Origin of the sequence: Listeria tempestatis (assembly GCF_963575625.1) — a bacterium.
GTDB lineage: Bacteria > Bacillota > Bacilli > Lactobacillales > Listeriaceae > Listeria > Listeria tempestatis.
Map to the genome: position 1 here is coordinate 96,255 of NZ_CAUYTK010000002.1, position 23,436 is coordinate 119,690.

The window sequence follows — 23,436 nt, forward strand, 5'->3', positions numbered from 1 at the left end:
AAAGAAATTTAGACGGAGGGGATATTCATGTTTCGTGCGCTGCACCCGAATATTCGCATGCGAATTGTTATTAACTTTTTTAGCAAAATTATTGCTTCGATGATTTTCCCCTTTTTAGCCATTTACTTTACCCTGCATTTTAATCCTTCTATAGCAGGTATTTTATTAATGCTCAACATCGCTATTCCATTTATAGCAGGTCTTTACGGCGGGCATTTAGCTGATATATTTGGACGTAGAAAGCTAATGGTCATTGGAGAAGTGCTTAAAATGATTAGCTATCTGGGGCTAGTTCTGACTAATTCTGCGTTCTTTAATTCACCACTACTTACGTTTTTGTTTCTACTCCTTATTGGAATTGCACAAGGGTTTATTAATCCTGCGGCAGATGCAATGCTAATCGATGTTAGTACACCAGAATCTAGAAGTTTTATGTATTCCATCAGTTACTGGGCAAACAATCTCTCGGCGATGATAGGGATTGTTGTAGGAGGCTGGCTCTTTACGACACACTTTTTTGGACTTTTAGTTGCCCTTTTTCTTATGTCCATATTCACAACGTGGTTAACCTTTCATTTTATTACGGAGACGCATGAGCGAGACACAAGTAAAAGTTCAGGTGCAGGTGTGAAAGAGGTTTTTTATGCCTATTCCGAAGTAATTCGCGACAAAAGTTTTGTATTATTTACGATTTCTGGAATTTTTGTCATGACAATAGAGTTTCAACGGAATAATTTCATTTCTGTCCGACTTGCTGAAGAATTTCAAAACCTCACATTGCAATTGGGTCATATTCTAGATATACCAATTGATGGCGTGCGAATACTAAGTTTACTTACAGCGCTAAATACATTATGTATTGTATTATTCACCGCACCAGTTGCGAAATGGCTTATACAACGGAAAAATGAAGCTGTTATGTATGTGGGTTTTCTTTTGTTTGCAGCAGGCTTTTCATTCTCGGCATTTTTATCTAATATGTGGTTTCTCGTTATGGCGACACTTTTACTGTCTTTAGGCGAACTGCTCTATGTGCCAACACGCCAAACTATTTTAGCTGCCATTATAAGTGACAATAAACGAGGTGCGTATATGGCTTTTAATGGGATTATCTTTCAGGTTGGAAAACTATTTGGAGCTGCTAGTTTATTGTTTGCTCCATTCATAGGAAAATATGGTATGGGAATTTTCATCTTTATTTGTGGCGGCCTAGCATGTTTCTTCGGGCGTCTTGCTCTTAGAAAAAAACAAGTTCTTCTTGAGGAAAATGAATCAACTTCTCTTGAAAGTGGGGACTAGTGGTTTTATCCCCCACTTTCCCACCACCTTAAAATTTAATGTAAAAATGGCTTTATATCAACGTTTTTTCATCTCTTTTAAGTGAAGAGATGAATTTTTTTTGCCTTTTTTTAGGTTTTGGGTGGTACAAAGTGGGGAGATGTGGTAAAGTTGTACGTAAGAAAGTGGGGGAAGTCTAATGTTCATGGGAGAATATCAACATAACATTGATATAAAGGGCCGCTTAATCGTGCCAGCTAAGTTCCGTGAACTACTTGGGGACAATTTTGTCATTACGCGTGGACTAGATAAATGTTTATTTGCCTACCCACAAACGGAGTGGTCAAAACTCGAGGAAAAACTTCAGACACTTCCACTTACTAAAAAAGATGCTCGTTCTTTCACGCGGTTCTTCTTTTCAGGTGCTTCAGAATGCGAATTAGATAAACAAGGAAGAATTAATATTCCGCAAAATCTAGTTGGTTATGCGGGACTTGAAAAAGAAACGGTGATTATCGGAGTTTCAAATCGTATTGAAATTTGGAGCAAACCGGAATGGGATGCTGTTTTTGAGGAATCAGAAGAATCCTTCTCCGAAATTGCAGAAAATATGATTGGGTTCGATATTTAAAGGAGGGGCGACTATGTTTAAGCATGAAACGGTCTTACTACATGAAACTGTAGACATGTTAAATATAAAAAAAGATGGCATTTATGTAGACTCAACGTTAGGCGGTGCGGGTCATTCAACATATTTGCTGAGTCAATTAGGGACACGAGGGCGTTTGGTGGTTTTCGATCAAGATATTACAGCGATTGAAAACGCGAAAGAGAAATTACAAGATGAGCGAGTGCTCTTTATTAAATCTAATTTTCGTTTTATTAAAGACGCGCTTTTAGAAAATGGTATTTCGAAAGTGGATGGCATTTTATATGATTTAGGTGTCTCCTCACCGCAGCTTGATGTTCGGGAACGAGGGTTTAGTTACCATCAAGATGCTCCACTTGATATGCGGATGGATCAGTCGCAGAAACTTACGGCGCAAATCGTTGTCAATGAATGGGCGTATGAGGATTTGGTGCGAATATTTTTTCGTTACGGTGAAGAAAAATTTTCGAAACAAATTGCTCGTGAGATTGAGCGTCGTAGGAAAATTAAGCGGATTGAAACAACGCAAGAACTTGTTGATATCATTAAAGAAGCTATCCCAGCACCAGCAAGACGCAAGGGTGGTCATCCTGGTAAACGGACTTTTCAGGCGATTCGAATTGCAGTGAACGATGAACTGGGCGCTGTTGAGGATTCTCTAAATGATGCGCTTACGCTTTTAAATCCAGGTGGTCGAATTAGTGTGATTACGTTTCATTCTTTAGAGGACCGTATTACAAAACACATTTTTCAAGAGGCGACTAAGGGGCCGGAAATACCGAAAGGACTTCCTGTTATTCCGAAAGAATTTGAGCCTGACTTTAAACTGGTGTCACGAAAACCCATTTTACCTAGTAAAGATGAAGTTGAAGCAAATAACCGAGCGCGTTCTGCAAAGCTACGCGTCATTGAAAAAATTGAGAAATGAGTAGGAGTTGAAAAATGTGAGTAATTTTGCCTATAAACCAATTCAGGAGCCTAAACGAATACATAAGGAAGTTGAACAACCGAAAAAAGCAATTTTAAAGCGCGGGAAAGTCACGCTTTTTGAAAAATTAATTGCACTTATGGCGATTGTGGCTATAGCGATTTTTGCATTTTCTATCATCAGCGTTCAAACTTCTATCTATAGTGTAAATAAGGATATTGAAGCAAGTGAAGAAAAATTGGCAGCGCAGCAAAAAACAAACGATGATTTAAAGGTGCAAGTAAATGACTTAGGTCGATATGAACGAATTTTGAAAATGGCAAAAGAAAAAGGCTTAAGTTTAAACGGAGATAATGTAAAGGTAGTGGATGGTAAATGAAACGGCGCAGAGGAAACATGAGGAGAGGCGCATTAGTACTTTTTGTCTTTTTCGCGGCGCTCTTCCTTATTCTTACTGGTCGTTTTCTTTATTTGCAAATTACCGGTGAAGCAAACGGAGAGCCTTTGGTGGCGGAAGCCAAGAAACAACATTTGAAAACAGAAAAGATAGAGGCTAAACGTGGCTCTATTTTAGATCAAAAAGGTGAAGTTATCGCTGAAGATTCATCAACGTACACACTTGCGGCTGTCGTTTCAGATAAGTTTTCTAAAACGTCAAAAAATCCCACGTATGTTGTTGATAAAAATAAAACAGCAGAAACGCTTGCCAAATACATTGATATGGATAAAGCAGAGATTTTAGAACGCTTAAATAAAAAAGATGTTTATCAAGTCGAATTTGGTAAGGCAGGAAAAAATATATCTGTTGAAACGAAAAATAAAATTGAAGCAGAAAATTTACCAGGACTCGAATTTACACGTCAAGCTGCCCGGTTTTATCCAAACGGTACCTTCGCTTCACAGTTAGTGGGCTTTGCGCAACAAACTGAAGGCGAAACGGATGAATCAACACTTGTTGGGAAAATGGGACTTGAGAAAAGCTATAATTCCATTTTAACGGGTAAAGACGGTGAAATTAATTATAGTACTGATAAACTCGGTTACATTTTACCAAGTTCAAAGAAAAACGTAAAAGAAGCGAAGGATGGGAGCGATATTACGCTGACCATCGATAAAAAAATTCAAACGTTTTTAGAAGATACGATGACAACGGTGAATGCGAAATATAAACCTAAAAATATGATGGCCGTCGTGATGAATCCTAAAACAGGGGAGATTTTAGCGATGAGCCAACGCCCATCGTTCAATCCATCTACTAAAGAAGGTTTAAGTACAGAAAATGCAGGCGTATGGCAAGATTTGCCAGTTGAATATGCTTATGAGCCAGGATCGGTTATGAAAATCTTCTCTCTAGCATCTGCAATTGATACAGGTGTCTACAATCCAAACGCCTACTATAAATCTGGAATTTACCGTGTTGGCGATATTCCAATCCATGACCATAACGGCGGTGCGGGTTGGGGGACAATCACATACCGAGAAGGGGTTGAACGCTCGAGTAATGTGGCTTTTGCTACTCTTTTAAATAAAATGGGGACGGATACGTTTGAAAACTATTTGAAGAAGTTCGGCTTTGGCCAAAAAACCGGTATCCAGCTCCCAAATGAAGCAAGCGGAAAAATCCTTTACAACTATCCTGTTGAAAAAGTAACAACCGTATTCGGACAAGGTACAACCGTATCCATGATGCAAATGCTCCAAGGGGCGTCTGCAATAGCGAGTGACGGGAAAATGAAACAGCCTTATGTTGTTTCAAAAATTACTAATCCAAGTACGAATGAAGTAACTGAAACGAAGACGAAAGTTTCCGGTGCACCAATTAGTGAGGCTACAGCGAAAAAAACGCGTGAAGAGTTGCAACAAGTTGTGAGCGGGGAACATGGTACTGGGAAATTGTATGCCATACCAGGTTATTCAGTTGCAGGGAAAACGGGAACCTCCCAAATTGCTGACCCGAAAACTGGCAAATACATGACAGGGAACAATAATTATATTTTCTCCTTTATGGGAATGGCACCAGCTGACGACCCAGAATTAGTTATGTATGTGACGATGCAGCAACCTCAACTGGAGGGTAGTGAAACAGGTGGTGAGGCCGTTTCAGAAGTATTTAATCCAGTTATGAAAAATAGTTTACAATATATGAATATTAAACCGGCAAAAGAAGCTAAGATGGAAAAAGTTTCTGTTCCTAGTTATACGGGGCAACCGGTTGACGATGCAAAAAAAGCCATCACAAAAAGTAAATTGGTTCCAGTAGTTGTCGGAAATGGTTCGAAAGTCGTTCAACAAATTCCGCAACAGGCAAATAAAGTGATGGAAGGCGAGCGTGTTATCATCATGACAGATGGGGATATGACAATGCCAGATATGGCAAACTGGTCGCGCGATGATGCTCAAAAAGTTTCCGAAATAACTGGCGTTCCGTTTCTTTACAGTGGAAGTGGTTATGTAGCCAAACAAAGCGTTTCGGCAGGTTCTATTTTAAATGAAAATTCAAAAGTGACCATAACGATGAAAGCGCCAAATGAAATATATGCATTCAATCAGAATCGCGATCAAACTAATCGCGATCAATTGAAACAAGATACGAATATTCATGAAAATGCAGGTGTTGGGGACTTGCTTACACGATAAATGACTACATGTCTTGGATAAGATGAGAATTTGTCTATCTAAGACATGTACGCATTTTACCCTATGGAAAAGCTTCTTGCTTTTTGCTAAGATAGAGAAGGATATTTTCTCTCTTAGCAAAGTGCGGGAAAATGTCGCTAAAGGAGATGGACATTTTGAAATTAAAAGAGTTGCTTAGTATATTGCCGCTTTATGAGTCGAAGGCGGATTTAAATATGGAAATCAAAAAAATTGCGCAAGATAGCCGCGAGGTTGAAGCGGATACGCTTTTTATTTGTATTGATGGTGAAATGGTTGACGGGCATCAATTTGCGCAAGTGGCAGAGCAAAACGGGGCTGTAGCGATTATTGCTGAGAAGCCAGTGGATGTTTCGATTCCAGTTATTCTTATTCGGGATACAAAACGAGGGATGGCACTTTTAGCGGATTATTTTTATGGTTCGCCGAGTCAAAAGATGCGCCTTATTGGGATTACAGGAACGAATGGCAAGACAACTGTAAGTCATTTGGTGGAGCAGGTTTTACGCGATTCGGGCGAAACAACAGGATTAATTGGTACGATGTATATGCGAATTGCTGATAAAACAGTTGAAACGAAAAATACAACGCCAGATAGTCTGACTTTACAGCGTGTTTTTTCCGAAATGAAAAGAGAAAATGTATCGGCGGCAGTGATGGAAGTGTCGAGTCATGCACTTGTGCAAGGGCGTGTTTATGGTACAGATTATGATGTTGCGGTTTTTACGAACTTATCACAAGATCATTTAGATTATCACAATACAATGGAAGAATATGCCTATGCGAAAAGTCTACTTTTTGCCCAACTTGGCAATCGCTATTCGAAAGAAAATCCCAAAATGGCAGTTTTAAATGCGGATGACGCAGTTTTTGATACAATGAAAACTGCAACGGCAGCGCATGTTATTACATATGGTATTGATAAGGCGGCAGATTTCCAAGCACAACATATTGAAATTACGAGTCAAGGTTCCACATTCGAACTTCTTTCTCCAGAGGGACGAGAAACGGTTCATATTCAAATGATAGGTAAATTTAGCATTTATAATGTGCTAGCGGCAATAGCAACCTGTTATGTTAGTGGGGTCTCGCTTGCGCAAATTTTGAAAACAATCCGTACAATAAAAGGTGTTGCGGGGCGTTTTGAATTAGTGGATGCGGGGCAAAGTTTCCCAGTTATTGTTGATTATGCACACACACCAGACGGGCTTTTGAATGTCTTACAAACTGTTTCGGAATTTGCGAAAAAACGCATTTTCGTTGTAGTTGGTTGCGGAGGAGATCGGGATAAAGGAAAACGCCCGAAAATGGCAAAAATCGCGGTAGAATATGCCACCAATCCAGTTTTTACATCGGATAACCCACGAACAGAAGAGCCAATGTCGATTATTCAAGATATGTTAAAAGGTGCGGCAGGTAAATCTTACGAAGTACGTGTAAACCGTCAAGAAGCTATTGAATATGCCGTCAATGAGGCAGAAGCTCATGATGTTATTTTAATTGCAGGAAAAGGGCATGAAGATTATCAAATCATTGGGACGGAAAAACATGATTTTGATGACCGTATTGTGGCTAGAAAAGCTATTGAAAAAAAACAAAAACTTTAATACAATGATAACAGTTTAGAGTGGAAAAAGGATTGGAGAGAAAAAATTGTGTCTTTATACTTTTTAATTACAGCATTAGCGGTTGCTTTTATCATAACAGTAGCCCTCGTACCAATATTTATCCCGTTTTTAGTGAAACTAAAATTCGGTCAAAGCATTCGTGAGGAAGGTCCAAAACTTCATGCACAAAAGTCTGGGACGCCGACGATGGGGGCGATAGTCTTTTTAACGGCTATTGTGATTAGTTATGTACTTTTGTCACTAATAAGCGGAGATTTCACGTCCGCAACATGGCTGATTTTGATTGTAACGCTACTGTTCGGGGCACTAGGATTTCTTGATGATTATATTAAAGTTGTTCAAAAACGCAACCTTGGTTTAACTTCTAAACAAAAGTTTTTTGGTCAAGTAGCCATCTCACTTTTATTTTATATCATTTACCATATGAATAATTACCCAGACACACTGACAATTCCATTTACAAGTACAGAAATTAATATCGGCTGGTTTTTCCTACTATTTGTTTTGTTCTGGCTTGTTGGTTTTTCAAATGCTGTCAACTTAACAGATGGCCTAGATGGGCTCGTGTCAGGACTTTCAAGCATCGCATTTCTCGCATTCGGGATTATCGCGATTTACGAAAAACAGACGGAAGTGGCGCTTTTCTGTTTTAGTGTTGTTGGCGGAATGTTAGGCTTTCTTCTTTTTAATAAAAACCCAGCGAAAATATTTATGGGTGATACCGGTTCCCTTGCGCTAGGCGGGGCACTTGCAGCCGTTTCAATTCTGTTAAAACACGAATGGCTTCTTCTTTTAATTGGTGTCGTCTTTGTGATTGAAACCGCATCTGTTATGTTACAAGTGGCCTATTTTAAAGCAACAGGCGGAAAGCGAATTTTTAAAATGACGCCAATTCATCATCATTTTGAACTTGTTGGTTGGCGCGAATGGCGCGTTGTTTTAACATTTTGGACAGTAGGACTTGTAGCAGGCATTTTGGCTGTGCTACTTGTTATTATATAGGTCGCAAATTGTGACATAAGGCGTCTCTAAGCGGTTTTAAAACCAGTTTTAGTTGGCGCTTTCGGTCGTTTCTAAGCATTTAAAAAACGGGGGAAATTTTAATGAAAAATATTAGTCAATACCATCACAAAAAAGTACTTGTGCTTGGTTTAGCCAAAAGTGGCGTTAGTGCGGCAAGTTTACTTCATAAATTGGGCGCATTTGTAACAGTCAATGATAAACTACCCTTTAGTGAGAATCCAGAAGCGCAAGGTTTACTCGAACAAGGAATCAAAGTTATTTGTGGTAGCCACCCAACAGAATTACTTGATGAAGGCTTTGAGCTTGTTGTGAAAAACCCGGGTATTCCTTATAATAACCCGATGATTGCAAAAGCAGAGCGTCTAAAATTACCCATCATAACAGAAGTTGAACTCGCCTACCAAATTTCGGATGCACCTATTATCGGCATTACAGGAACGAATGGTAAGACGACAACCACAACTATTATTCATCACATGCTAAATGAAATGGAAAAAAATAAGTCGCTTCTTGCAGGCAATATCGGCTTCCCCGCGTCTTTAGTAGCGGAAAAGGCAACAAGTGATCAATATATTACGATGGAACTGTCCTCTTTCCAATTGATGGGCATTGATACGTTTCGTCCGCAAATTTCAGTCATCACAAATATTTATGAAGCGCATCTTGATTATCATAATACGCGTGAGGAATATGTGGCGGCGAAGTGGCACATACAAAAAAATCAAACTGCAGATGATTATCTAGTCATCAATTGGGACCAGGAAGAACTTATTCATTTAACGAAAAAAACGGCGGCTAAGATTATCCCGTTTTCAACCACCCAAAGGCTTTCAGAAGGGGCCTATGTCCAAAATGGCATGTTGATGTTTGGTGAGGAAGAAATCGGAGAACGCGATGATATTTTACTTCCAGGTGAGCATAATTTGGAAAATATTCTCGCTTCCATTGCGGTAGCAAAAACAATTGGTGTGGAAAATGAAGCGATTATGCACGTCCTTGAAACATTTAAAGGTGTGGAGCATAGAACGCAGTTTGTTACAGAGCTTCTCGGTAGAAAATTTTATAACGATTCAAAAGCAACAAATATTCTGGCAACTCAAAGCGCGCTAAAAGGGTTCAAACAGCCTGTAGTTTTGCTTGCCGGCGGACTTGACCGAGGTAACGAATTTGATGAATTAAAACCATTTTTAAGAAATGTTAAAGCTGTTGTTGTCTTTGGTGAAACAGCAAATAAAATTGCGCGCATTGCGAAAGAAGTGGAAATCGAAGTCCACTACGTGAAAGATGTTCAGGATGCCGTTCCAGTTGCTTTTAAAGTTTCAAGACCTGGCGATGTTATTTTACTTTCACCAGCCTGCGCAAGCTGGGACCAATACCGCACATTTGAAGTGCGAGGTAACGCCTTTATGAATGCTATTCAAGAACTAACTGATGAGGTGGAACAATGAGAATCGTTTTAAGCGGTGGGGGTACGGGTGGACATGTTTATCCGGCACTTGCTTTTTTAAGAGAATGTAAAAAAGAATATCCAAATGCTGAATTTCTATATATTGGTACAGAAAAAGGTTTGGAATCTGATATTGTAAAGCATGCTGGTATCCCGTTTGAAGCTATAGAAATTACGGGTTTTAAACGCTCGCTATCTTTTGAAAATATCAAAACGATTACACGCTTTTTAAAGGGCGTCGCGCGCTCAAAGGAAATTTTGCGTGAATTTAAACCAGATTGTGTGATTGGTACTGGGGGTTATGTTTGTGGTCCTGTCGTCTATGCGGCAGCAAAACTTGGCATTCCAACTGTCATTCATGAACAAAATAGTGTGGCCGGTCTTACCAACAAGTTTTTAAGCCGATATGCAGATAAAGTAGCGATTTGTTTTGAAGAAGTGAGTGATTCTTTTGCTTCAGAAAAAATTGTCTTCACTGGAAACCCGCGCGCTTCAGAAGTTATTCGGACGGAAAGCGCGGCTGTTCTTGAATCCTACGGTTTAGATTCTGCCAAGCAAACTGTACTTGCTTTTGGCGGAAGTAGAGGAGCAAAAGCCATCAATGAAGCAGTCGAGCAAATTTTGCCTACATGGGGAGAAAAAGATTACCAACTACTTTATGTGACAGGTGAAGTTCACTATGAAAAAATAAAAGATAAACTAGTCGAAATGGATTTACCACAGACTATCAGTGTGCAGCCTTTCATCTACGATATGCCGGCTGTTTTAAACTGTGTGAATCTTGTCATCTCAAGAGCTGGTGCGACAACGCTTGCTGAGCTGACCGCACTAGGTCTACCAAGTATTTTAATCCCAAGTCCATACGTAACAGCTAATCACCAAGAGAATAACGCTCGTTCTTTAGAGAGAAATGGCGCCAGTATCGTCATTACACAAGAAGAGTTAAGCCAAGCGAATTTAATGGGAAAAGTTGATGCAGTTATGGCAGATGAAGCTAAATTAAACAAAATGGCTTACGCCGCAAAAGAGCTCGGTGTACCTGACGCAGCAGAGCGTCTTGTTGATGTTGTGGTAAAATTAATTAAATAAAAAGGGATGAAAACAATCGAAAGGAGAGGCGAATATGACTGAAAACAAAAAAATTATCTCAATCGAAAATAAAATTCCTGAACTAAAACGCTATCGTAAGAAGAAACTTATTCGTCATCTCACTATATTGGTAAGCTTCTTTGCCGTTTTAATCCTGATTACGCTCTATTTTTTATCCCCCTTTAGTAAGGTTGATCAAATCTATGTTTCAGGAAATCGTCAACTAACCGAAAATGAAATCAGACAAGCAAGTGGTGTTGACTCAAATGATTTTATGATTGCCGTGAATAATAGCAAAGTAGAAAATCAACTTGAAAAGCAGGAACTTATTAAAAAAGCAGTGGTTGAAAAAGATGGTTTTCGTAATTTAAAACTTAAAATTACCGAATATAAAACAGTCGGCTATATGGAAAAAGACGGTATGTACTATGATATTTTAGAAAATGGTAAAATTTTAAATGATAATGCCCAAAAATTTCCAATTGGCAACCGTGCTTTATATGTAGGATTCAAAAATGGAACACTTTTAAAAGATATGGTCGAGCAAATGAATCAATTACCTGAAGAAGTTATTCGAGCCATTTCAGAAGTCCACCTAGATCCTAAAAAAAGCGATGCCGAGCATATTCTGCTTTACATGAATGACGGAAATCAAGTTTCCGCAACAATTCCTACTTTTGCTGAAAAAATGAGTTATTATCCGTCAATTGTGGCACAGCTTCAAGAAGGACAAAAAGGTGTCATCAATTTAGAAGTTGGTGCATATTTTGAAAGTTATTATAAACAAAACGAAACGAAAAAGTTAGAAGAAGAGAAAAAGGCAAAAAATTAAGATTTAATTACGAGCGTCTGTTCGTGTTTTTGAGTTTTGAAAAAATAATTTCAAAAAAATGGTCAAAAATTGTTCTTTGTGCTTTAATTACATGTTTCGTTAGTGTAGACTGTAGATAAGTGAACTCGAAGCTAACAATGGAAAACAGGATAGAGAAAACAACCCCGTTTTGGGAAAATATATGAATGACTAAAAGGAGGTGCCGATAAATGGGAGAAAGTGAAATTTATGTGAGCCTTGACATTGGTTCATCCAAAATCAAGGTCATTATTGCCGAAATGGCAAACGAGCGTCTTAACATTATTGGTGTTGGAGATGTTCCAGCTCAAGGCATTAAAAAAGGAATTATTATCGATATCGACAAAGCTGTCGAATCCATTAAAAAAGCAATTAGTCAAGCTGAACGTATGGTTGGCGTTGAAATTTCGCAAGTCATTGTTGGCATTGTCGCAAACCAAGTAGCGCTTTTAGAAGCGCGTGGAATTGTTGCTGTAAATAGCGACAAACCGGAAATTACTGTTGAGGACGTTTGGAATGTTATGGATGCAGCACAAGTGATACCACTTACTGCTGAAAGAGAAATCATCAGTTTACTTCCAGAACAATTTATTGTTGATGGTTTTGACGGTATTACTGATCCAAGGGGCATGAGTGGCGTTCGTCTTGAAATGGAAGGCACACTAGTAACGGGTTCAAAAACAATTTTACATAATACGCTAAGGTGCGTGGAACGAGCTGGTCTTGAAATTACAGAAATAGTTCTCCAACCTTTAGCAGAGGCATCAATTTCATTATCAGAAGACGATTTTGAATTTGGCACAACTTTAATTAATGTTGGTGCTGGCACAACAACCATTAGCGTCTTTGAACAAGGTAAACTAGTATATACGTTTACTATCCCGGTTGGCGGAGATAATGTCACAAAAGACCTTTCTTTAGGATTAAATACATCTACAGCAAACGCGGAAAAGGTTAAATTAGAGCACGGTTACGCTTTTTATGACGAAGCCTCTGCTGACGAAATTTTTGCGATTGATGTCATTGGTTCTGACCAAAAGCAACATTTTACGCAAGTGGAAATTGCTGACATTATAGAAGCGCGCATGGAAGAAATTTTCTTGCTCGCACTGGATGGTCTAAAACAAGCTGGTTTTACTCAATTGCCGGGCGGATTTGTTTTGACTGGAGGTGGCTCTGGAATCCCTGGTTCACTCGAATTAGCTGCTAAAACACTAGGTGGGCACGTTAGACTCGCTATGCCAGATTATATAGGTGTACGCGATCCTGCTTATACGACAGCGGTCGGTTTAATCCAGTATGCTTATAACTTAGCTGAGTTTGATGGCCGAGATTTAAGCAGTGATACAGAGGAATATGTAGAGGAAACAACGCAAGCAAGAGCTACGAAACAACCGAAACGAAAGAAAACAGAAGATGAAAAGGTAACGACGAAAATGAAAAACTTTTTTGGAGCCTTTTTCGAATAAAATATATCGGAAATCGTGAAACTAGGAGGCAAAAATATGTTAGAGTTTGATACAAATTCTGAAAGCTTGGCAACGATTAAAGTAATTGGTGTCGGTGGTGGCGGAAATAACGCTGTCAACCGCATGATTGAACACGGTGTTCAAGGTGTTGAATTTATTGCCGTAAATACAGATGCACAAGCACTTAATTTAGCAAAATCTGAAATTAAATTACAAATTGGTACAAAGTTAACACGTGGATTAGGCGCCGGCGCTGTTCCTGATATTGGGAAAAAAGCTGCGGAGGAAAGCCGTGAAATGATTGAAGAAGCTTTAAAAGGCTCAGATATGGTATTCGTCACTGCTGGAATGGGCGGCGGAACTGGAACAGGAGCGGCACCTGTTATTGCACAAATTGCAAAAGAAATGGGCGCTCTTACTGTCGGTGTTGTGACTCGTCCGTTTGGTTTTGAAGGACCAAAACGTTCGAAACAAGCTGTCGCTGGAACTGAAGCGATGAAAGAGGCGGTAGACACACTTATCGTCATCCCAAATGATCGCCTATTGCAAATAGTAGATAAAAACACACCAATGCTTGAAGCTTTCCGTGAAGCTGATAATGTTTTACGACAAGGTGTTCAAGGTATTTCGGATTTAATTGCTGTCCCTGGATTAATCAATTTAGACTTTGCTGATGTGAAAACCATCATGACAAACCGCGGATCTGCACTCATGGGAATTGGTATTGCAACTGGTGAAAATCGTGCGGCAGATGCTGCTAAAAAAGCGATTTCGTCCCCACTTCTTGAAACGTCAATTGACGGGGCAAAAGGTGTGTTAATGAATATTACAGGTGGCTCAAACTTAAGTTTGTATGAAGTTCAAGAAGCAGCCGAAATTGTATCAAGTGCTTCTGACCCAGAAGTGAATATGATTTTTGGTTCTGTTATTAATGACGAATTAAAAGACGAACTAGTTGTGACAGTTATTGCAACAGGATTTGATGAAGCAAAACAAGCGGAAATGAAAAATCGCCGTCCAGCTACTGGGCAACAAATTCAAGTTAATCGTCCAAATTATGCAGCAAATGAAACGCAAGAGATAAAGCGTGAAGAACCGCAAAATGCGGAACCTAAACAAGCTGTGGAAACGAATAATGGTGATGTCGATGTGCCAGCCTTCATTCGCAATCGAAATCGCAGAAGCTAAATTCGTTTAAAACGCGGATAAAGTGGGAATCCACATAAAAAAGGTGTAGGTAATCATGACGAAAAAAGACAATCTCAGCCAAATTGAAACTAATATTGAAGTAGCTTGCCAGAAAATTGGACGTGCTAATGATGTTCATTTGGTGGCAGTCACTAAAACGACAGATGTAGCTGGAATACGCGAACTATATGAATTAGGTTTACGAAATTTTGGTGAAAACCGGGCGGATGTTTTTTTAGAAAAATATGAAGCTTTGCTTGACTTGCCAGATATTGTTTGGCATTTCATTGGTTCTTTACAAACGCGAAAAGTTCGCGATATTGTGGATAAAGTGGACATCATTCATTCTGTAGACCGCCCAAGTTTAGCAAAAGAAATTGAAAAACGTACAACAAAATCATCACCTTGCTTCTTGCAAATTAATATTTCTGGTGAAGAATCAAAACATGGCTTTACTAAGGAAGCAGCTGTTCGTTTCTTGAAAGAGGCGGATTTTAAGAATATTGAAATTATTGGTTTAATGACTATGGCACCACTTACGGAAGATGTGAGTGAGTTACATCAAGTATTTCACGAATTAAAGCAGTTGCAGCTAGACATTCAAAAGCTCGGTTTAAACCGTGTACCATGTAAGGAACTATCGATGGGAATGACGAATGACTACATGATTGCGATAGAAGAAGGTGCTACACATATTCGAGTAGGTAGAGCTTTGGTGAACGACTAATTACGGAGGTGCAAAATCATGGGACTTTCAAACAAATTTAAATCTTTTTTCTTTTTAGATGAAGAAGGAGAAGAATACTACGAAGAACCAACATCAAAAAAAGTGCAGGAACCTGAACCGATGACGCAAAAAAAAGCAGCAAAAAATAAATTCCGGGCAGTGGAAGAATCTGAAAATAACAAGGTGGTAAGTATGCAAGGGGCACAATTTTCTAGCCAAGTAGTGCTAGCCGAACCGCGTGTTTATGCTGAAGCGCAGGAACTTTCGGATTACTTAAAAGAATACAAAACACTTGTAGTAAATTTGCAACGCATTAGCCACGATCAAGCTATTCGGATTGTTGACTTTTTAAGCGGTACAGTATATGCTCTTGGAGGAGATATCCAGCGCATCGGCAATAATATTTTCTTATGTACACCTGAAAATGTTGATGTAGATGGATCGATTTCTGAGATGTTAGAAGAACAAGACTTCATGTAAGTAACTAGAGAGGTGGACTCTTTTTGGAACTGTTTTTATATCAAGTTGTGCAAGTGATTTTGTTTATCATTCGCTATTTGCCAACTTTAATGTTTGTTTACTTTTTGATGAGCTGGTTTCCTGGAGCGCGTGAATCTAAAATTGGACGTTTTCTAGGGAAAATGTTTGAACCAATTCTAGAACCGTTTAGAAGGATTATACCGCCAATTGGTATTTTTGATATCTCATCACTTGTTGCTTTCATTGCATTTCAATTTGCAATGTCGGTTTTAACAAACCTAATTTATAGATACGTATTACCATTGTTATTTTAAAGCTATGCTTGTGCATGGCTTTTTTTGTTCGCTGTAAATTCATGGTATAATATAAGCTATACGCGTTTAAAAAGAGGAGAGAGTGAGAATGGAAGGGATTTATCAGCATTTTCGCGGGGAAGAACATGCTTTTATTGATCAAATATTAGAAATCACAATGCAAGTAACAGATGAATATACACCAAGGCTAACCGACTTTTTAGATCCAAGACAGCGTTTTATCGTGCAGACGATAGTAGGTAGCTATGAAAATATTAAAGTAGATTTTTTTGGTGGGACACCTATGACAGAACGAAAAAGAGCGCTCATCTACCCAGATTATTATGCGCCATCGATTGATGATTTTAACATCGTTCTGTTCCACATTCGTTACCCAGTAAAATTTACAACACTATCACACCAAAAGATTTTAGGAACACTTATGTCACTCGGAATAAAAAGGGATATTTTTGGTGATATTGTCAATTTAGAAGAGGAATGGCAATTCTTTGTTGATGCTGAAATGGAAAATTATGTTTCAAGCCAACTTGATAAAATCGGAAAAGTAAATATTACGCTAGAAAAATTGTCACTTGATGAGGCTATACAAATTGAGCAAGTTTGGGAAGGGACGATGGTTACCGCTTCTAGCCTGCGTTTAGATAGCGTTGTTGCTAATGCACTACATCTATCACGACAAAAAGTGAAGCAAATGATTCAAGCTGGTTTAGTAAAGGTAAACTGGAAAGTTGTTGGAAATCCAGATTTTGACTGTGAAGAAGCGGATATCTTATCTGTCCAAGGATATGGACGAATTAAACTTTTACAAGTACATGGACGAACGAAAAAGGATAAAATTCGTATGGAAATCGGCTTTTTAAAATAAAAACGAAAGAGGCATATAAATGAAAAAAATGTTAGGTGATGAACGTCGAAAATCAATTTTGAAATGGCTAATGGCAGCTGATGAACCTATTTCTGGTGCAGAACTAGCCAAAAGAACAAATGTCAGTCGTCAAGTGATTGTGCAAGATGTTTCTCTTCTTCGTGCAACAAATTCGCCACTTATTTCAACGCCACAAGGGTATTTATATGTATCGGAAAATAATCGTCCAAGGCGAGTGATTGCTTGTCAACATACCAAACGTGAATCAGAGAAAGAGCTTAATACGCTTGTTGATTACGGAGTATCCATTATTGACGTTATTGTGGAGCACCCCATCTATGGTGAAATTATTGCCTCGTTACATTTAAACAACCGTTTTGATGTTGAAAAATTCATTAGGCGCCTCGGCGCAACAAATGCGATGATGCTTTCAGGATTAACTAACGGTGTTCATTTGCATACGATTGAAGCAGATACAGATGAACAATTAGACAAAGCAATTGAAGCACTTGAGCGTTTAGGCATACTCGTTCAATAAATTTCACACAAAACTATGAAAACGAAGGTCTTTGTGGTAAAATGTATTTTATATTAGGCTATTTTACAGAAAAGCTATTTTAAAACTGTTTTTATAATTTGCATGGAGGTGTTAGCGATGCCATTATCACCACTGGATATACATAATAAAGAATTTACCCGTGGTTTTAGAGGTTACGATGAAGATGAAGTCAATGATTTTCTTGATCAAATCATCAAAGACTATGAACAAGTCATTAAAGAAAAGAAACGTATGGAGGATTCGCTTAACAATAATGAAGAGCGTTTAGGACATTTTACAAACATTGAAGAGACGTTAAATAAGTCACTTATTGTTGCACAAACAGCTGCTGAGGAAGTGAAGCTATCTGCTGAAAAAGAAGCAAAATTAATTATTCGTGAAGCAGAGAAAAATGCAGACCGAATTTTAGCAGATTCACTTTCAAAAGCACGTAAAATTGCGATTGAAATTGAAGACCTAAAACGCCAATCTAAAGTTTTCCGTGAAAGACTACGTCTACTTGTTGAAGCACAAATGGATTTAATCCAAAGCGACGATTGGCAACAAATGATGGAATACGATGTTGATGCAACAGAATTAAAATCCATCAAAGAAGTTCAAGATGCAGAATCAGAAGAAAATATTGACTAAATAGATGTTGAAAGAGACAAGTAAATTTTTCTAACCCAATCCAAGCGATTCAGTGTTGGTGTGAGACTGAAATTGGCCGAAAAATTGAAATCACTCTGGAGTCTCTAGTTCTGAAATCAGTAAGAACTAGCGCCGCCAAGCGTTATTGGAACGAGTGGACAAGAAATTAAAATTCCTGTCAACAAGGGTGGTAACGCGATAATCTCGTCCCTTTTTCTAAGGGAGGAGATTTTTTATTGGAACTCTTAACGCTTTAGCGTTTAGAGTACCAATACAAGGCTGGGCAAAGCCCTGCGTTGATCCATCAACTCTTAACGCTTTAGCGTATAGAGTTCCAATACAAGGCTGGGCAAAGCCCTGCGCCGTTCCAAAAGGAACTTCACACATTAGCGTGCCGAGTCCAGTGCGCAGTAAGTTAAAGGTTTATTACCAACAACACCAAAACAAACATTAAAGGAGCTAAATAAAATGGAATATAAAGACACACTATTGATGCCGAAAACTGCTTTTCCAATGCGTGGAAATTTACCGAATAAGGAACCAGAATGGCAAGCAAAATGGGAGAAGGATAATCTTTACCATAAAATTCAAGAAAAAAATGCTGGACGTAAAACGTATATTTTACATGATGGACCACCGTACGCTAACGGGGAACTTCATATGGGTCATGCCATGAATAAAACCATTAAGGACTTCATTGTGCGGTACAAATCTATGGCTGGATTCCGCTCGCCATACGTTCCTGGTTGGGATACACATGGTTTGCCAATTGAACAAGCTTTAACTAAAAAAGGGGTTAAGCGTAAAGAAATGACAGTCGCAGAGTTTCGTAAACTTTGTGAAGAATATGCCTATAAACAAGTGGATATTCAGCGCACAGGCTTTAAACGCCTCGGCATTAGCGGTGATTTTGACAATCCTTATATTACGTTAAAACCTGAATATGAAGCAGAGCAAATTAAAGTTTTCGGAGACATGGCGAAAAAAGGCTATATTTATAAAGGGAAAAAACCGGTCTACTGGTCCCCGTCAAGCGAATCTGCATTAGCTGAAGCAGAAATCGAATATCAGGATAAAACATCTGCCTCCATCTATGTGGCTTTTGATGTTAAAGATGGAAAAGGTGTCTTAGATAATGACACAAAAATCATCATTTGGACAACAACACCTTGGACAATTCCAGCCAATATGGCGATTACGGTAAACCCTGATTTAGACTATGCAGTTGTAAACACTGGCGGTCAAAAATATGTTGTCGCAGCAGCGCTTGTCGATTCTTTAAAAGAACAGCTTGACTGGACAGATGCTACGATTGAAAAAATAGTTCGCGGGAAGGAACTTGATTTAGTTGTGGCAAAACATCCATTTTATGACCGTGATTCACTTGTGATTAACGGTGACCATGCGACAGCAGATGCCGGAACAGGGGCAGTTCATACCGCACCTGGACACGGGGAAGATGATTTTATTGTAGCTCAAAAATATGAGCTTGAAGTACTAGCTCCACTTGATTCTCGAGGGGTATTTACAGATGAGGCACCCGGATTTGAAGGGCTGTTTTATGATGATGCGAACAAATTGGTAACGGAAAAATTAAAAGAAGTGGGCGCGCTTCTTAAAATGGAATTCATTACGCATAGCTATCCTCATGATTGGCGTACGAAAAAGCCTGTTATTTTCCGTGCAACACCGCAATGGTTTGCTTCGATTAATAAATTCCGCGATGAGCTTTTAGATGCCGTTCAAGACGTAACTTGGACACCTGCTTGGGGTGAAACACGTCTTTATAATATGGTTCGTGACCGCGGGGATTGGGTTATTTCGCGCCAACGTGCATGGGGTGTTCCGCTACCCATTTTTTATGGTGAAGACGGGGAACCTATTATCACAGATGAAACGATTAATCACGTCTCCGATTTATTCCGAGAGTATGGTTCGAATGTTTGGTTTGAACGTGAAGCGAAAGAATTACTTCCAGAAGGCTTTACGCATCCATCAAGTCCAAATGGTGAATTTACGAAGGAAACGGATATTATGGATGTTTGGTTTGATTCTGGTTCTAGTCATCAAGCTGTTTTAGCGAGTCGTCCTGAATTATCGCGCCCAGCTGATCTCTATATGGAAGGTTCTGACCAGTATCGCGGTTGGTTTAATTCTTCTTTAACGACAGCAGTTGCGATGACGGGAGCTGCTCCTTACCGTAACGTGCTTAGCCATGGTTTTGCACTTGATGGGGAAGGTAGAAAAATGAGTAAATCACTTGGGAATACAATTTTACCAGGTAAGGTAATTAATCAACTTGGAGCTGATATTGTGCGCCTTTGGGTGGCATCTGTTGATTATCAAGCAGATGTGCGGATTAGTGATGACATTTTGAAACAAGTGTCTGAAGTTTACCGTAAAATCCGTAATACGATGCGTTTCTTGCTTGGAAACGTAAGTGACTTTAATCCAGAGACGAATAAAGTGGCATTTGAAAACCTGCGAGAGGTGGATCAGTTTATTCTTGTAAAACTGAATGAACTTACCCAAAATGTGCGAAACGCCTATGAAAAATTTGAATTCTCGACGATTTATCATCAAATCAACAACTTCTGTACGGTGATGCTAAGCCAATTTTATATGGATTTTGCAAAAGATGTCGTTTATATTGAAGCTAAAAATAGTGCTGATCGCCGTGCAATGCAAACTGTTTTTTACGAAGCAGCTTCTTCTCTAGCTAAACTATTGGCGCCGATTCTACCACATACTGCTGATGAAGTGTGGTTCCATTTAAACGGCGAACAATCGTCTAGCATCCACTTAGAAGATCTTCCAGAGGTTCTAGACTATGCAGATACTGCTGATTTAGTAACAAAATGGGATGCTTTCCTACGTGTGCGTGATGACGTCCAAAAAGCACTAGAAGAAGCACGTAATGAGAAATTAATTGGGAAGTCCATGTTAGCGAAAGTAACGCTTTACGTTGATGCAGAAGGTGAAAAATTATTTAACTCATTACAAGGGGACTTTGCACAACTCTTTATCGTATCAGATTTTGAGCTTGTTGTTGGGCTAGAAAAAGCGAATGAACAAGCTGTTAAAGGAGAACATGTTGCTGTAGAAATTACGGTAGCGGAAGGTGAAACGTGCGAACGTTGCCGCGTTGTGAAAAAAGATGTTGGAGTGGATGTTAACCATCCAACGCTGTGCGAGCGCTGTGCGACCATTGTAACGGAAAATTATTAATGACGGGAGAAAGGGCGATCGCTTCGACCGCCCTTTTCCTAATAAAAATGTGAGAGGGGTTTTGACATAGTGAAAATTGATTTTATTAAAGTTCATGGCTCGCAAAATGATTTTTTTATTATCGATGAACGTTTAAATCACATCGAAAATTGGTCTGATGAGAGACGATCTCAAGTAGCACGTTTAATTTGCACGCGAGAAAATGCCCTTTTCGGCGCTGATGGAATTTTATTTGTTAGCACTGGACGGGCGGGAACAATTGGAAAAATGCGTGTTTTTAATGCGGACGGGTCAGAAGCTTCAATGTGTGGGAACGGTCTTCGGACGGTCGCACGTTATTTGCTCGAGAAGGAAAAGTTAAATGAGGCAAAAGTTGAAACGATGAAAGCGGACCTTGTAGTTCAGAAAAATGAGTCGCTCGGCTATGATATTCCAACCTATCAAGTCGAAATTTCGCCCGTTTTATTTGAGCTCGAAAACCTCCCATTTTATTACAAAAAGAAAGAGCTTTTGGCTGAAAAAATCCCTGAATTTGATGATGAACTAACTTTTTCAGCGGTAGCGGTGCCGAATCCGCACTTGATTACATTTACTAGTCAAGCCGTTTTGGATTCAGGTAAGCAGGAGGAGCTTTCGCATTATTTAAATGGGAAAAATCCATATTTTCCAGATGGCGTGAATGTTAGTTTTGTCCGTAAGCTTTCGCCAACACAAATTTTTGTGCGCACATATGAGCGTGGTGTAGGCTTCACGAATGCCTGTGGAACAGCAATGTCGGCCTCTAGTCTGATAAAAAAATTGATTGACCATGATAAACTGGATGAAGTGCTTGACGTTTATAATGATGGTGGACGTGTTCGTGTGAAAGCGGATGAAAAATCTATTCAACTTATTGGAAATGCAACATTCACTGCTTTTGGAACACTTGAGTTAGGTGATGATAGTTTTGAAGTGATGGCTTTTTCTGAGACAGACGAGCAGGAAAATTATCTAAAAATGGTTCGTGAAGTTGAACAATTTTTAAATGATACAAAATAAGGAGAGAATTTATGAATACAAATCGAAAGAAAGCTTTGCCACTTCTTGCAGTAGGAGGATTTGCTCTTTTAATATTCTTAATTGAACTTATAAGTGTGGCATCCGAACAAAGATGGGTTGTAAAGTTTGATTTAATGTGGATTGAACGTATTAGAGATGGTAATATTAAGCCAAGTACAACAAATATGGTTGAATTTTTAACACATTTTGGTTCTGCTGAATATATCATAGTGATGACGATTATCGTCGTAATAGTCCTATTTATATTGAGGAAATTTGTAGTTGGGCTATGGTTTGGTGGGACAGTTTTACTTTGCGGAGTTATTTTAAATTTACTTTTCAAAAACCTCGTCGAACGCACTCGCCCGGATTCTGTAAACTGGCTGATTTCTGAAACAGGTTATAGTTATCCGAGCGGGCATGCAACAGCGACAAGTGTATTTTATGGTTTAGCAGCATTATTTTTGATTTTTACAGTACGTCAAATTTGGCTTAAAATTGTTGTTGGAGCAGTGGGGCTATTCATCATTTTTTATGTGATGTATTCTCGGGTATACCTAGGGGTTCATTTCCCAACCGATGTATTTGGCGGTTTCTTATTCGGAGTAGCATCGATTTTTCTTTCAACAGGTGTGTATTTCTTAGTTCGAAAACCACTGCATGAATTGCTTAAAAAATGGCGTTTAAATGATAAAAGTATCGTAGAATAATAAAATAAATAAAAAAGTGAAGTTTTTCAGAAAAAATAATGCTGAAATCTTCGCTTTTTTATTTAAAATTTATAAAAGGATTGGAATTTTCAATCATGTAAACGCCTTACTTTTTACTTGCATTTTAGAGTGGAACGATGTAATATGAATATATTGATAAAAAAATAAGTAAGTTGTTTCATGAAGTAATGATAAGAACTATTCACATGTTATAAAGGGTATTCACCTTGTCATTTGAATACTTTTTATAATATGTGAATTTTTTTTAAAAAAGCACTCGGTTGTTTGTTGTTTAGCTCGAACCAGTTTGTTTTTTTTGAGAAAGGCCATATTAGTAAATTTTTGGAGGTTTGTGAAATATGCAAACAGGTAAAGTAAAATGGTTCAACAGTGAAAAAGGTTTTGGATTTATCGAAGTTGAAGGCGGAGACGACGTATTCGTACACTTCAGCGCTATCCAAGGCGACGGATTCAAAACTTTAGACGAAGGTCAAGAAGTTGAATTTGAAGTTGTTGAAGGCCAACGTGGCCCACAAGCTGAAAACGTAACTAAATTATAATTTCAGTTTGGCTAAGTCAAAAATCTAGCAAATATTTTTATTTGCTAGATTTTTTTAATTCCGTTGAATTTCAGAGAAAACTAGGTTAAGATACAGGTATCATGTATCGAAGGAGTTTTGA

At 38.7% G+C, this 23,436-nt stretch carries 22 protein-coding genes and 1 other annotated feature; all 22 genes read left to right on the plus strand.

Going from position 1 to position 23,436, the window contains the following annotated elements; translation table 11 throughout:
- The first annotated feature begins 27 nt into the window (after positions 1-27).
- Positions 28-1,299: an MDR family MFS transporter gene (locus R8923_RS03150; protein ID WP_485871305.1), complete on the plus strand. Its 1,272-nt coding sequence runs from the start codon at positions 28-30 to the stop codon at positions 1,297-1,299.
- Positions 1,300-1,477: 178 nt separating this feature from the next.
- Positions 1,478-1,909 (plus strand): division/cell wall cluster transcriptional repressor MraZ, encoded by a 432-nt coding sequence (mraZ, locus tag R8923_RS03155; protein WP_485871306.1) that lies wholly within the window; start codon positions 1,478-1,480, stop codon positions 1,907-1,909.
- A 13-nt stretch (positions 1,910-1,922) separates the two neighbouring features.
- Positions 1,923-2,855, plus strand: coding sequence for a 16S rRNA (cytosine(1402)-N(4))-methyltransferase RsmH (rsmH, locus tag R8923_RS03160; protein WP_485871307.1), 933 nt, complete (start codon positions 1,923-1,925; stop codon positions 2,853-2,855).
- A 16-nt stretch (positions 2,856-2,871) separates the two neighbouring features.
- Positions 2,872-3,234 (plus strand): cell division protein FtsL, encoded by a 363-nt coding sequence (ftsL, locus tag R8923_RS03165; RefSeq protein ID WP_485871308.1) that lies wholly within the window; start codon positions 2,872-2,874, stop codon positions 3,232-3,234.
- Positions 3,231-5,492: a penicillin-binding protein gene (locus R8923_RS03170; protein WP_485871309.1), complete on the plus strand. Its 2,262-nt coding sequence runs from the start codon at positions 3,231-3,233 to the stop codon at positions 5,490-5,492. Before ftsL ends, R8923_RS03170 begins: the two co-directional genes overlap by 4 nt.
- 155 nt (positions 5,493-5,647) lie before the next feature.
- The gene (locus R8923_RS03175) at positions 5,648-7,117 is read left to right on the plus strand and encodes a UDP-N-acetylmuramoyl-L-alanyl-D-glutamate--2,6-diaminopimelate ligase (protein ID WP_485871310.1); all 1,470 of its coding nucleotides are present in this window, start codon (positions 5,648-5,650) and stop codon (positions 7,115-7,117) included.
- 48 nt (positions 7,118-7,165) lie between these two features.
- On the plus strand, positions 7,166-8,140 hold the full coding sequence (mraY, locus tag R8923_RS03180) for a phospho-N-acetylmuramoyl-pentapeptide-transferase (RefSeq protein ID WP_485871311.1): 975 nt from the start codon (positions 7,166-7,168) through the stop codon (positions 8,138-8,140).
- A gap of 101 nt (positions 8,141-8,241) precedes the next feature.
- The gene (gene murD / locus R8923_RS03185; RefSeq protein ID WP_485871312.1) at positions 8,242-9,609 is read left to right on the plus strand and encodes a UDP-N-acetylmuramoyl-L-alanine--D-glutamate ligase; all 1,368 of its coding nucleotides are present in this window, start codon (positions 8,242-8,244) and stop codon (positions 9,607-9,609) included.
- Positions 9,606-10,697: an undecaprenyldiphospho-muramoylpentapeptide beta-N-acetylglucosaminyltransferase gene (murG, locus tag R8923_RS03190; protein ID WP_485871313.1), complete on the plus strand. Its 1,092-nt coding sequence runs from the start codon at positions 9,606-9,608 to the stop codon at positions 10,695-10,697. The genes murD and murG overlap by 4 nt, the downstream gene beginning before the upstream one ends.
- Positions 10,698-10,731: 34 nt before the next feature.
- Positions 10,732-11,529 (plus strand): cell division protein FtsQ/DivIB, encoded by a 798-nt coding sequence (locus R8923_RS03195; RefSeq protein WP_485871314.1) that lies wholly within the window; start codon positions 10,732-10,734, stop codon positions 11,527-11,529.
- Between the two features lie 209 nt (positions 11,530-11,738).
- Positions 11,739-13,016 (plus strand): cell division protein FtsA, encoded by a 1,278-nt coding sequence (gene ftsA, locus R8923_RS03200; protein WP_485871315.1) that lies wholly within the window; start codon positions 11,739-11,741, stop codon positions 13,014-13,016.
- Between the two features lie 36 nt (positions 13,017-13,052).
- Positions 13,053-14,204: a cell division protein FtsZ gene (gene ftsZ / locus R8923_RS03205; RefSeq protein ID WP_485871316.1), complete on the plus strand. Its 1,152-nt coding sequence runs from the start codon at positions 13,053-13,055 to the stop codon at positions 14,202-14,204.
- 55 nt (positions 14,205-14,259) lie between these two features.
- A complete protein-coding gene (locus R8923_RS03210) occupies positions 14,260-14,931 on the plus strand; it encodes a YggS family pyridoxal phosphate-dependent enzyme (protein WP_485871317.1) in 672 nt (223 codons plus the stop codon).
- 18 nt (positions 14,932-14,949) lie between these two features.
- Positions 14,950-15,411, plus strand: coding sequence for a cell division protein SepF (locus R8923_RS03215; protein WP_485871318.1), 462 nt, complete (start codon positions 14,950-14,952; stop codon positions 15,409-15,411).
- Between the two features lie 23 nt (positions 15,412-15,434).
- Positions 15,435-15,725, plus strand: a complete 291-nt coding sequence (locus R8923_RS03220; protein WP_485871319.1) for a YggT family protein — start codon at positions 15,435-15,437, stop codon at positions 15,723-15,725.
- Between the two features lie 88 nt (positions 15,726-15,813).
- On the plus strand, positions 15,814-16,590 hold the full coding sequence (locus R8923_RS03225; RefSeq protein ID WP_485871320.1) for a YlmH family RNA-binding protein: 777 nt from the start codon (positions 15,814-15,816) through the stop codon (positions 16,588-16,590).
- Between the two features lie 19 nt (positions 16,591-16,609).
- Positions 16,610-17,128, plus strand: coding sequence for a 3H domain-containing protein (locus R8923_RS03230; RefSeq protein ID WP_485871321.1), 519 nt, complete (start codon positions 16,610-16,612; stop codon positions 17,126-17,128).
- 117 nt (positions 17,129-17,245) lie between these two features.
- Positions 17,246-17,779 (plus strand): DivIVA domain-containing protein, encoded by a 534-nt coding sequence (locus R8923_RS03235; protein WP_485871322.1) that lies wholly within the window; start codon positions 17,246-17,248, stop codon positions 17,777-17,779.
- Positions 17,778-17,994: a binding site (T-box leader), on the plus strand. It overlaps the preceding gene by 2 nt.
- A gap of 253 nt (positions 17,995-18,247) precedes the next feature.
- On the plus strand, positions 18,248-21,007 hold the full coding sequence (gene ileS, locus R8923_RS03240) for an isoleucine--tRNA ligase (protein WP_485871323.1): 2,760 nt from the start codon (positions 18,248-18,250) through the stop codon (positions 21,005-21,007).
- A 66-nt stretch (positions 21,008-21,073) separates the two neighbouring features.
- Positions 21,074-22,045, plus strand: a complete 972-nt coding sequence (dapF, locus tag R8923_RS03245) for a diaminopimelate epimerase (RefSeq protein ID WP_485871633.1) — start codon at positions 21,074-21,076, stop codon at positions 22,043-22,045.
- 11 nt (positions 22,046-22,056) lie between these two features.
- Complete coding sequence (locus R8923_RS03250; RefSeq protein WP_485871324.1) at positions 22,057-22,755, plus strand: phosphatase PAP2 family protein; 699 nt, start codon at positions 22,057-22,059, stop codon at positions 22,753-22,755.
- A gap of 359 nt (positions 22,756-23,114) precedes the next feature.
- Positions 23,115-23,315, plus strand: a complete 201-nt coding sequence (cspD, locus tag R8923_RS03255; RefSeq protein ID WP_007472424.1) for a cold-shock protein CspD — start codon at positions 23,115-23,117, stop codon at positions 23,313-23,315.
- Positions 23,316-23,436: the final 121 nt, after the last annotated feature.